The organism is Pseudoalteromonas sp. SR44-2 (assembly GCF_014163745.1).
GTDB classification, from domain to species: domain Bacteria; phylum Pseudomonadota; class Gammaproteobacteria; order Enterobacterales; family Alteromonadaceae; genus Pseudoalteromonas; species Pseudoalteromonas distincta.
In genome coordinates, this window is sequence record NZ_JACJDW010000030.1 from 1 (window position 1) to 11,596 (window position 11,596).

Sequence of the window (11,596 nt, forward strand, 5' to 3'; positions counted from 1 at the left end):
ATGGTCACTCAGTTTCAATTGAGACTCTAATTTGTTTGCCTCGCTACCTAAGTAGTTTGGCTGTTAGAACTCAATCTGTACGAGTGCCCACACAGATGATTGCTTTATATTGTTAAAGAACGTTTGAGTCGCTTTAGCGTCTCAAGGGATGCGAATAATACACCCTTTATTTTTCGAGTCAATACTTTGTTTTAAATTTTCTTTTGGAAGATTTAAAACCGAAGTTTTATTTAACTCTCTGGGTAGTTCGTGCCTCGCTATGCTTCGGCGTTTCCCGTCTCAGTGGGGTCGCATTATAGGGAGCGGCGGATTTTACGCAAGCGTTATTTGCATAAAATAGTAATTAAAATTAAGCCCCAAGCAAGCGCACACGATAGACACAAGTTACCCACAAAACCCTGTTGATAAGTCTGTTTTTGAACTTTAAAACTAAACACTTTTATCCTGATGTGATAAGTTGCGGTCACTTTTTTTAACTCATGTATTTAGGCAGTATCCATGACAGACATAATAAATAGTATAAGTGCCCTTCTATGGGGGCAAGTTCTCGTCTACTTATTAATAGCAGCGGGCCTCTTCTTTACTTTTCGACTAGGCTTTATTCAATTTGTGCAATTCCCACATATGTTCAAAGTTATGTTTGGTTCTCGTAAATGTGCCGATAACGAAATTTCATCCTTTCAGGCTTTTTGTACTTCATTAGCAGCTCGTGTCGGTACTGGTAATATGGCAGGTGTTGCTGTTGCCTTATATCTAGGTGGCCCAGGTGCTATTTTCTGGATGTGGCTTATTGCATTAATAGGTATGGCTACAAGTTTTGCCGAGAGTACTTTAGCTCAGGCTTATAAAACAAAAGATGCAGATGGTAATTTTAGAGGTGGCCCTGCTTATTATATGCAAAACGGTTTAGGCAAACGTTGGATGGGAACTTTATTCTCGTTATGTTTAATTTTAGCCTTTGGTTTAGTATTTAACGCAGTACAGTCAAACTCTATTGCTGCAGCATTTGAAGTAGCGTTTGATGTACCTAAGTATATAGTAGGCATTTGCTTGGTTGTTGGCTCTGGCATCATTATTTTTGGTGGCCTAAAAACAATTTCTCGCTTTGCTGAAATGGTTGTGCCATTTATGGCATTAGCTTACCTGCTGGTTGCACTTTATGTATGCGCCATTAACTTTACTGCACTACCAGATGTGCTAGTGCTTATTATAAAAAGTGCTTTTGGTATTGAACAAGCTGGTGCTGGTGCTATTGGATACGGTGTCACACAAGCGATGATCCAAGGTATAAAGCGTGGTTTATTCTCAAACGAAGCTGGTATGGGTAGTGCAGCTAATGCCGCGGCTACTGCGACGCCTTACCCTCCTCACCCAGCGTCACAAGGTTATGTGCAAATGTTAGGCGTATTTATTGATACTATTGTTATTTGTACAGCGACTGCTTCTCTTATTTTACTATCGCAGCAATTAGTACCTGAATCTGGTGTTATGGGGATTGAACTTACACAAGCAGCATTACAAGAACATGTCGGCGACTGGGGTACTTACTTTATTGCTATTGCTATATTGTTTTTTGCCTTTACTTCTATTGTGGCCAATTACTCTTACGCTGAAACAAATTTAATGTTTTTAGAGCACAACTCTAATAAAGGTATGTTTATCTTTAGACTTGTTGTTTTAGGTATGGTGATGTTTGGTGCTGTTGGTGAGCTTGGTTTAATCTGGACGCTGGCAGATATATCAATGGGTTTAATGGCCATTGTAAACGTTATAGCGCTATTTATGCTTTCAGGTGTTGTTGTATGGCTTTCAAAAGACTATAACGAACAACGCAAAAAGGGCTTAATACCCACCTTTGACAAAAGTAAGCATCCTAAACTTGCTAAAGAGGTTGACCCAGAGGCCTGGGAATAGAGAATAATCAGCGAGCTACGGCTCGCTTTTTTAGTTCTAAAAATAACAAATACTACGCTTAATCATCTCATTTCTTATAAATAAAAGTTATATTAATTTTAAAACTATTTTATATTTAATTACGTAGGATGTATGAATTAAGTTATCTATAAAAAGGAGATCCGATGGATGACATGACAAAAAAATACAGTATAGACACTACTGATTACCAAGTTGGGCAAGATAATGTACAAAAGTGGGGATTTGATATCCATAACCCAGTATTTGGTATAAGCTCCTTCTTAGTTGTTTTATTTGTAATACTTACCCTAGTTTTTGACCCTACCGTTACCCGTGATGCACTAACCTCGACTAAAGACGCAATAATTAATCAATTTGATAGTTACTTTATGTTACTAGCCAATGCCTTTGTGATCTTTTGCGTTATTTTAGCATTTTCTCCTTTAGGTAAAATTCGGTTGGGTGGCGTAAAAGCTCGTCCAGAACATGGTTACATGTCATGGCTTTCAATGCTCTTTGCAGCAGGAATGGGGATTGGCTTACTGTTTTGGGGAGTTGCTGAGCCAACTGCATATTATACTGGTTGGTATCATATGCCTATGGGCGTTGAGCCAAACTCACCGCAAGCACACTCTTTAGCTTTGGGTGCAACCATGTACCACTGGGGTTTACATGGATGGGCGATTTACGCTGTTGTTGGATTAAGCTTGGCTTTTTTTGCATTTAATAAAGGCCTTCCTTTATCTATACGTTCGGTTTTTTATCCATTATTTGGTGATCGCGCCTGGGGATGGCTCGGTCATATCATAGATATACTCGCTGTACTGTCTACTTTATTTGGTTTAGCTACATCGCTAGGCCTTGGCGCTCAACAAGCTACCAGCGGGATAAATTATCTGTTAGGCACTGATTACGGGACTGCTTTTCAAATATCTGTTATTGGTTTAGTAACGTGCATTGCAATTTTCTCAGTTATTAGAGGTATTGAGGGGGGTGTTAAAGTACTGAGCAATGTTAATTTAATTTGTGCATTTATTTTATTATTAGCCGTTATTGCCCTTACTTTCTCTGATGCAGTTACTGCTATTTGGTTTACCCTTGGGGCGTACGTAGAGCACTTTGTACCTTTGAGCAATCCATTCAATAGACCCGATGAAGATTGGATGCACTCTTGGACTGTGTTTTATTGGGCATGGTGGATATCATGGTCGCCGTTTGTTGGGATGTTTATTGCCCGAGTTTCAAAGGGGCGCACTGTACGCGAGTTTTTACTCGTCGTCATTGGCCTACCCACGCTTCTTAGTTTGGTTTGGATGGGCGTATTCGGAAATATGGCAATTACACAAGTTATAGATAAAGTTGGCCCACTTGGACAAAATGGTTTAACTGATATCTCAGTGACTTTATTTCAAGTATACGAGCAGTTACCTCTTTCTAGTTTTATTTCTATTATTTCTATAGCACTCGTTTTGGTGTTTTTTATAACGTCGTCTGATTCAGGATCGCTTGTAATAGATGGTATAACTGCGGGCGGTAAAATAGATGCACCAGTGCCACAACGTATATTTTGGGCTACAGTCGAAGGCGTGATTGCAGCAGTATTGCTCTGGGTTGGTGGCTCGCAAGCATTGCAAGCGCTTCAGTCGGGCGTAGTTACTACAGCTTTGCCGTTTTCAATAGTACTTATTTTAATGTGTGTTGCGCTTATTCAAGGCTTATTGAGCGAGTATCCAATTTACAAAGCTCAGAGTAAACTGCAATAACAATTTATCCTTTATAAGCGATCCTCAAGGATCGCTTATAAAATCTTCGCAATTCGTATAACTAAGTGCTTAACACATTCCCTATACTCCCACCTTAAATTTATTTTAGACACCGCACTTCTATTACATTCATTAATGCCACCCCTCGTTAAAACTTAGGTGCAGGAGTAATTGCCATGAAAATTAAATAACCAGCGTTCTGATTTTTTGCTCTGTTATAAACAGGTGCTCTTATACCAATTCGCTTAATTAAGTGATCTATTTTGAGGATGATGAAACTCTAAGATAATAAAAAGAAATAGATTTTAAAGGTAAGTAGGTATTAAAAATAAGATTAGAGAATTTAAGTAAGAATAATTTTTGAATGTTTTAAAATTAGAAGAAATTTAGAATTTAAGTGAATTTTATCTGAGGATTTTAGTAAAGATGGTGCCCGAGGCCGGACTTGAACCGGCACGACTTGTTAGTCGAGGGATTTTAAATCCCTTGTGTCTACCAATTCCACCACTCGGGCATCGAGTTTGCTAATTAAAGCGTGTGGAGTAAATTATATGGAGGCGGAACCCGGAGTCGAACCGGGGTAAACGGATTTGCAATCCGGTGCATGGCCACTCTGCCATTCCGCCTAAATGTTTCCAAATAATTTGGAGCGGTACACGAGGCTCGAACTCGTGACCTCGACCTTGGCAAGGTCGCGCTCTACCAACTGAGCTAGTACCGCAAAATACTATTTTATCAACTTTAAATTATCTTGGTTAAACAATTTAAAGTGGTGCCCGAGGCCGGACTTGAACCGGCACGACTTGTTAGTCGAGGGATTTTAAATCCCTTGTGTCTACCAATTCCACCACTCGGGCATCGAGTTTGCTATTTAAAGCAAGTGGATAAAACTAATATGGAGCGGTACACGAGGCTCGAACTCGTGACCTCGACCTTGGCAAGGTCGCGCTCTACCAACTGAGCTAGTACCGCATCATATTAATTCTAAATTAACCATTTTATAAATTACACTTGGTAATGCAATTAAACCACAAAGTGGTGCCCGAGGCCGGACTTGAACCGGCACGACTTGTTAGTCGAGGGATTTTAAATCCCTTGTGTCTACCAATTCCACCACTCGGGCATCGAGTTTGCTAATTAAAGCGTGTGGAGTGTTGAAATGGAGGCGGAACCCGGAGTCGAACCGAGGTAGACGGATTTGCAATCCGGTGCATGGCCACTCTGCCATTCCGCCCCAGTACGGGGTATTAACCTTAAGATAAACTTGGAGCGGTACACGAGGCTCGAACTCGTGACCTCGACCTTGGCAAGGTCGCGCTCTACCAACTGAGCTAGTACCGCATTTTATTTATCAGTTATTTGAATTAGCACATGATGATTTATGTGAACATTCAGGTAACTGATTAATTACCGTTTCGTTTATCTCGGGGGCTATGCCCTCTCAACACGGACGCATTCTACAGAGATTATTAAACGCGTCAATACAAAAAATGCTAGTTTTGAACTGTTTGCTTGTTTTTTATCTAAAACGGTGCGTTATTATACATTTAGAGTTAATTTTTAGTCAATTCACCCCATGCTGCACGTAAATATTGCATCATAGAACTCAAGGTTAAAAAGGTCGCAATGTACAGTAGTCCAAAACTTAAATAGTTCATCCATGTATCATATTGCCAAATCAAACCGATAATGGCTAACATTTGTGCAGCCGTCTTAATTTTACCCATGTTTGATACAGCGACATTACCACGCTTACCCTGCTCTGCCATCCATTCACGAAGTGCAGATATGATAATTTCACGGCTTATTATAATAAGAGCAGGTATTGTCATGTACATTGACTGGTACTGATCAGATAACGCGACAAGTGCGGCACATACCATTACTTTATCAGCAACAGGATCTAAAAAAGCACCAAAAGGGGTTGATTGCTCAAGCTTTCTTGCTAAATAACCGTCTAGTATATCGGTGATTGATGCAAGCCAAAAAATAAAGGCGGCAGCAAAAAAAGCCCAGCTATAAGGCAAATAAAATATCACCAAAAAAACGGGGATAAGAAAAAGTCTAAATGTTGTGAGTGTGTTTGGAATATTCCACATAACTACTTGGATATGTCTTTTTTGCTATATTCGCATGTAGGGCTAGCCCTTGTCATGCAAATGGTTAAATATCTTCTCAGCCATGTCAGGGCTGATCCCAGGAACTTTCTTTAACTGTTCTATATTAGCAGCTTTTACTCCCTGCATGCCCCCTAAATATTTTAATAATGTTTGCCGACGCTTAGAACCGACTCCATTTATTTCTTCTAGTAGTGATTGCGTACGTTGTTTTTGGCGTTTATTACGATGCCCTGCAATTGCAAAACGATGAGATTCATCACGTATATGCTGTATTAAATGTAGCGCAGGTGCATCTGAATCCATAGGAATGGTTTTTCGACCACCGTCAATTAATAGTGTTTCAAGGCCAGGCTTACGGCTAGTACCTTTAGCAACACCTACTAACAAAGGCATTTTTGTATGTGGCCAGTTAGAAAAGTACTGCTCCGCGCGCCCCAGTTGCCCCTTACCACCATCAATAAAGATAACGTCTGGAATTTTGTCTTCATCTACTAATTTGTTGTAACGCTTATTAAGTGCAAACTCCATTGCAGCATAATCATCACCACCGGTTATACCCGTTACATTATAGCGCCTATACTCTTTTGTATTTGGGCCTTGTGAGTCAAATACAACACAACTTGCAACAGTGTTCTCACCCATGGTGTGGCTTATATCAAAACACTCCATTCGGGTAATATCATCAAGTCGCAGTGTTGCTTTTAATTGTGCATAACGTTTATTAATAGAGTCTTGGGTACTTTGCTTAACTGCAATACTGTTTAATGCATTTTTATTGGCCAGTTGTAAGTATTGAGCACGCTCACCACGGGTAACTACTTTAAGTGTTACTTTGCGCTCACTTATTTGTGTGAGTGCTTCACCGAGTGCCCCGCTCTCTTCTATTTCAAAAGGTAATATGATTTCTTTTGCAATACGCCCTGTTGCTCCTGGCGCTAAATAGTACTGTCCTAAAAATGAGGTCAATATTTCTTGCTCGCTTGAATCTTTAGGTACTTTTGGAAAATACGTTTTACTACCCAATACTTTGTGATCGCGGATCATTAATAAATGAATACCATTTAAACCATTTAAATGAGCAAAACCAACTACGTCCATTTCAGCAAAATTACCTGATATAGACTGTTGCTCCTGCATTTTACGAAGTAGCATTATTTGGTCGCGAACTTTTGCCGCCAGTTCAAAATTTAATTGTAGGCTGGCTGCTTCCATTTTTTTTATTAAATCAGCAATAACTTCGTGAGATTTACCCGTTAAAAACTTACGGACATAGTCAACTTGCTCGCTGTAATCATCATCCGTAACTTTATTCACACACGGAGCTGAGCAACGCTTAAGCTGATATTGCAGACACGGGCGACTTCTTGCGCGGTAATAAGCATCTTCACATTGACGAACAGGAAATATTTTTTGCATTAACCGCAAGCTTTCAGATACCGCTCCCGCGCTCGGAAAAGGTCCAAAGTACTCACCTTTAATTTTACGGCTGCCACGATGAAACGCTAAACGAGGGTGTTTATGGCTAGTTAATAAAATATAGGGATACGACTTATCGTCGCGTAATAATATGTTGTAGCGAGGCTGGTATTTTTTTATTAGATTATTTTCAAGCAGCAGCGCTTCTGTTTCAGTATTAGTGAGTGTGACTTCGATGTCACAAATATTACTCACTAAAACGCGTGTTTTGCTATCGGTAATGTTACTTCTAAAGTAACTGCTCACACGCTTTTTTAAATGCTTAGCTTTTCCAACATAAATAACTTGGTTGTCACTATCAAGCATGCGGTATACACCCGGCTCACTTGATAGCGTTTTGAGAAAATGTACGTGATCAAATTCAGACATAAATTATAGTTAGTACGAAACGTCTATATCAATCATTTTATGACGAATTGCTAAATGGGTAAGCTCAACATCACCACCTACATTTAGCTTTTCAAACATACGGTAGCGATAGCTATTTACTGTTTTTGAACTTAGGTTTAAACGCTCAGCTATATTTTGTGCTTTTTCACCTTTAGTGATCATAAGCATAATTTGCAGTTCGCGTTCAGATAAGCTCTGAAAAGGATTTTCGTCTGTGCGACCTGTCACTTGCGCAAGTGCTATTTGCTGTGCAATTTCAGGGGCAATATAACGCTGACCGGCATGAACACAACGAATGGCACGCACCATTTCGTCAGAACCTGCACCTTTAGTTAAAAAGCCATGTGCACCAATTTGCATTACTTTACTCGGAAACGGGTCTTCACAGTTAACGGTAAGCACAATAATTTTTACATCAGGGCAGTAACGACAAATCTTTTTAGTCGCTTCTAATCCGCCCATGCCTGGCATATTCATATCCATTAATACTATGTTTGGCGCATGCTGACGACAAAACTGTACAGCCTCTTCGCCAGTTTTAGCTTCACCAATTACTTTAAACCCTCGTACATCATCAAGAATACGCTTTATTCCTGTTCGTACAAGTTCATGGTCATCAACTAAAAGTACATTAATCAATGGAACATCCTCACTTACCTAACAACATGCAATTTAATTAAATTAATTTGCCACAGTAACATACATAAAGCGAAACAATAACTAATATTATTGCCTCGCCCTAATAGTTTAAGATGACGATTTTTCGCTAAATCTGTCAACCCATAACGCAATGATACCATCACCCGTTACATTACACGCAGTACCAAAGCTATCTTGTGCCAAATAAAGTGCAATCATTAATGCAACCGCGCCTTCATTAAACCCAAGCATGCTTGTTAATAGACCAAGCGCCGACATAACTGCGCCACCTGGAGCACCTGGTGCTGCAATCATTACTACACCTAACATCATAATAAACGGTAGCATACCCATTAATGAAGGGACTTCCATGCTTGGCGATAAAAACATAACAGCCATTGCACAGGTTACTATAGTGATAGTTGAGCCAGATAAATGAATGGTTGCACACAGTGGTACGGTAAAGTTTGCTACATCTTCTTTAACGTTATTTGCTTTACTTGATTGAAGCGATACTGGAATCGTTGCTGCACTTGACATAGTACCTAACGCTGTAAAGTAAGCTGGTAGCATATTTTTAACTAATTCGATTGGATTACGTTTTAATAGTACACCTGTCGCTATATATAAAACGCTTAACCATAACCAGTGCATAACAAGCGCTGCAATTAGTACTACGCCAAATGTTTGCAGTGTATCTACCACAGTACCTGCTACCGTCATTTCGGCAAATACACCTGCAATGTAAAATGGTAAAGCAGGGATAATTACTTTTGATAATAATCCGTCAATCACATCACGGCCCTGATCAGACACCTTTTTAAGCGTATCAAGCTCTAATTGGCTCATGCCTATACCAAATACAAAAGCAGTTACTAATGCGGTCATTACCCCCATCAGAGGTGGAATTTCTAAATCAATAAAGCTGCCAATTTCTGTAGCAACTTCTGCCTCGAATGTAATACCACCGCTTAAAAAAGGGATAACAGCACTTACTAATAAAAATGCAAGCGTACCTGCAATAATTGTAGAGCTATAAGCAAACCCGACTGTTTTACCAAGTAAGTGACCAGACCCTTTTGGTAGGCCTGCAATACCTGATGCAATAAAAAATAATATAATAAGTGGAATGGTAAAGGAGATAATTTGACCAATCAGCTCTTTTACTGTGAATAAAAGTTCAACACCAGTTATAGGTACATATAGTCCAACTAGGATACCGGCCACAATACCGGCAATTAATTTTAAGATTAATTTCATTGTGATTGCTTAATTGAATTTAGATACGTGTTTTTATCATGTTTTAGACGCATTGTGTGATAAAACTATTCAAGTTACATTCATATGCACAAATATTGAACAAACACAGCTTAATTCAATACTCTTTTGAACATTTTTTGACTAAACGAGGTTTTACTCTTTAAATTTTAAATTAAGCCCGCACCTATAATAACTAAAGCACCGCTAATAATTGATTTTTATTTCGACTGGTTATAAGCCCAATAGATATATGTTATAGCCAAACTTTACTTTAGTTTTTTTAAACTCACAGTAAAGTGTGTTTATATAGTTAGTAGCAAAGGCTATTAACACGTTGATCAGATTGCATCCAAAGGAACATTATGTCTACTATTTTTGAAGATAACTCACTAAGCATCGGTAATACACCGCTGGTAAAACTTAACCGTGTTACAGGTGGGAATGTATACGCTAAAGTTGAATCTCGTAATCCAAGCTTTAGTATCAAATGCCGCATTGGTGCATCGATGATTTGGGAAGCTGAAAAGTCAGGTCAGCTTGTTGAAGGTAAAGAACTTATTGAACCAACATCTGGGAACACCGGTATTGCACTTGCATTTGTTGCAGCAGCACGTGGTTACAAGTTAACGCTTACTATGCCAAACACCATGAGCCTAGAACGTCGCAAGCTATTAAAAGCATTAGGTGCAAATCTAGTACTTACCGACGGTGCAAAAGGTATGAATGGCGCAATTGAAAAAGCAAAAGAAATTCAAGCAACAGCACCTGATAAGTATATTTTATTACAACAATTCGAAAACCCTGCAAACCCAAAAATTCACTTTGAAACAACAGGCCCTGAAATTTACGATGCGCTTGATGGCAAAGTAGACTTTTTTGTAGCCGGTGTAGGTACTGGTGGTACTATTACAGGTGTTAGCCGCTACCTCAAAACAGAAAAAGGTCTAAACGTTAAGTCTATTGCTGTTGAGCCAACTAACTCTCCAGTTATTAGCCAAACGCTTGCCGGTGAAGAAATTAAACCAGGTCCTCATAAAATCCAAGGTATTGGTGCTGGTTTCATTCCTGGCAACTTAGATATGGACTTAATTGATGGCGCAGAGCTTGTATCTAACGAAGACGCAATTGCAATGGCGCATCAGTTAATGAAAAAAGAAGGTATTTTAGTAGGTATTTCGTCAGGTGCAGCGGTTGTTGCAGCTAAGCGAATTGCTGAAAAGCCTGAAAACGCAGATAAAAATATTGTTGTTATTCTACCTAGTGCAACTGAGCGTTACTTATCAAGCCCAATGTTTGATGAAGAGTTTAGTGAACAAGAACTAGTACAATAAGTAATTTTAAGATTTTTAGAAGGATGCTTTAGGCATCCTTTTTTATTATTTATTATCCAATTTTCTATTTATTGCCTGCCATACCTTTACATCTGCATAGATAAACCACACACTTTAAAAAAACTAATTAATAATAATTAATATGAAAAAAATTACGAGTTTATTAAGTTTGGTCATCTGTTTATTTTTATCAGCCTGTGGTGACGATACCAAAACACTTGGCGACACTCCTGGCGATACAGCAACCGCTTATTTTGATGCGCTTTATAACCAGCAAGACCTTCAAAAAGCCAGCACCATGGCAACCCCCAACCTTACGCGTATAATGAAATCCTACGGCACCGCTAAACAGTTTTCCCGTAACTTAGTAAACATGCAATACGATGAAGTAACCATTGAAGTTGATATGACCAATATGAGCGTCCGTGAACAATACGGCGATAACGCTAAAATAAACCTTATTTTTACCGGTTATTTAAATGGTGACAAAATTGACGAAATGCGCAGTGTAAAAATGCTTCGTAAAAAGGGCAAATGGTACATAGATAAAATTGTTGCCGACCCTTACGCTCGTTAAAAACAACTGAATTAAACATAAAAAGGCCTTACATTTGTAAGGCCTTTTTCGCTTTAGTTAGGGCGTGTTGATCTTTGTGGATTGAAGTTTGTTCAATCTAGGGGCGATTTAATCGCGGCGCGAGGT

8 protein-coding genes and 8 tRNA genes are annotated in these 11,596 nt (G+C 39.1%); 4 read left to right on the forward strand and 12 right to left on the reverse strand.

Features of this window, described 5'->3' with window-relative positions; genetic code table 11:
- Positions 1–498: 498 nt before the first annotated feature.
- Together H5115_RS15910 and H5115_RS15915 are read left to right on the forward strand one after the other, a co-directional pair.
- Positions 499–1,914, forward strand: a complete 1,416-nt coding sequence (locus H5115_RS15910) for a sodium:alanine symporter family protein (protein WP_182756268.1) — start codon at positions 499–501, stop codon at positions 1,912–1,914.
- A gap of 164 nt (positions 1,915–2,078) precedes the next feature.
- Positions 2,079–3,677, forward strand: coding sequence for a BCCT family transporter (locus tag H5115_RS15915; RefSeq protein WP_182756270.1), 1,599 nt, complete (start codon positions 2,079–2,081; stop codon positions 3,675–3,677).
- A 427-nt stretch (positions 3,678–4,104) separates the two neighbouring features.
- Here H5115_RS15915 and H5115_RS15920 read toward each other — a convergent pair.
- The 12 genes from H5115_RS15920 to H5115_RS15975 form a co-directional block, all read right to left on the reverse strand.
- A tRNA-Leu gene (locus H5115_RS15920) sits at positions 4,105–4,191 on the reverse strand.
- 38 nt (positions 4,192–4,229) lie between these two features.
- Positions 4,230–4,303, reverse strand: a tRNA-Cys gene (locus H5115_RS15925).
- A 19-nt stretch (positions 4,304–4,322) separates the two neighbouring features.
- Positions 4,323–4,398 (reverse strand) — tRNA-Gly (locus H5115_RS15930).
- Positions 4,399–4,447: 49 nt separating this feature from the next.
- A tRNA-Leu gene (locus H5115_RS15935) sits at positions 4,448–4,534 on the reverse strand.
- A gap of 39 nt (positions 4,535–4,573) precedes the next feature.
- Positions 4,574–4,649, reverse strand: a tRNA-Gly gene (locus H5115_RS15940).
- A gap of 64 nt (positions 4,650–4,713) precedes the next feature.
- Positions 4,714–4,800 (reverse strand) — tRNA-Leu (locus tag H5115_RS15945).
- Positions 4,801–4,837: 37 nt separating this feature from the next.
- Positions 4,838–4,911, reverse strand: a tRNA-Cys gene (locus H5115_RS15950).
- A 31-nt stretch (positions 4,912–4,942) separates the two neighbouring features.
- A tRNA-Gly gene (locus tag H5115_RS15955) sits at positions 4,943–5,018 on the reverse strand.
- 212 nt (positions 5,019–5,230) lie between these two features.
- A complete protein-coding gene (gene pgsA, locus H5115_RS15960) occupies positions 5,231–5,776 on the reverse strand; it encodes a CDP-diacylglycerol--glycerol-3-phosphate 3-phosphatidyltransferase (RefSeq protein ID WP_032827134.1) in 546 nt (181 codons plus the stop codon).
- A 42-nt stretch (positions 5,777–5,818) separates the two neighbouring features.
- Positions 5,819–7,642 carry an excinuclease ABC subunit UvrC gene (uvrC, locus tag H5115_RS15965; RefSeq protein ID WP_039488521.1) on the reverse strand — a complete coding sequence of 608 codons (1,824 nt, stop codon included), beginning with the start codon at positions 7,640–7,642 and terminating at the stop codon, positions 5,819–5,821.
- A gap of 9 nt (positions 7,643–7,651) precedes the next feature.
- The gene (gene uvrY, locus H5115_RS15970; protein ID WP_002963136.1) at positions 7,652–8,302 is read right to left on the reverse strand and encodes a UvrY/SirA/GacA family response regulator transcription factor; all 651 of its coding nucleotides are present in this window, start codon (positions 8,300–8,302) and stop codon (positions 7,652–7,654) included.
- A 108-nt stretch (positions 8,303–8,410) separates the two neighbouring features.
- Complete coding sequence (locus tag H5115_RS15975; protein ID WP_002963137.1) at positions 8,411–9,562, reverse strand: dicarboxylate/amino acid:cation symporter; 1,152 nt, start codon at positions 9,560–9,562, stop codon at positions 8,411–8,413.
- A 362-nt stretch (positions 9,563–9,924) separates the two neighbouring features.
- Between H5115_RS15975 and cysK the strand changes: the two genes are divergently transcribed.
- Complete coding sequence (gene cysK / locus H5115_RS15980) at positions 9,925–10,893, forward strand: cysteine synthase A (RefSeq protein WP_002963138.1); 969 nt, start codon at positions 9,925–9,927, stop codon at positions 10,891–10,893.
- Positions 10,894–11,035: 142 nt separating this feature from the next.
- Positions 11,036–11,470 carry a hypothetical protein gene (locus H5115_RS15985; protein ID WP_002963139.1) on the forward strand — a complete coding sequence of 145 codons (435 nt, stop codon included), beginning with the start codon at positions 11,036–11,038 and terminating at the stop codon, positions 11,468–11,470.
- Positions 11,471–11,596: the final 126 nt, after the last annotated feature.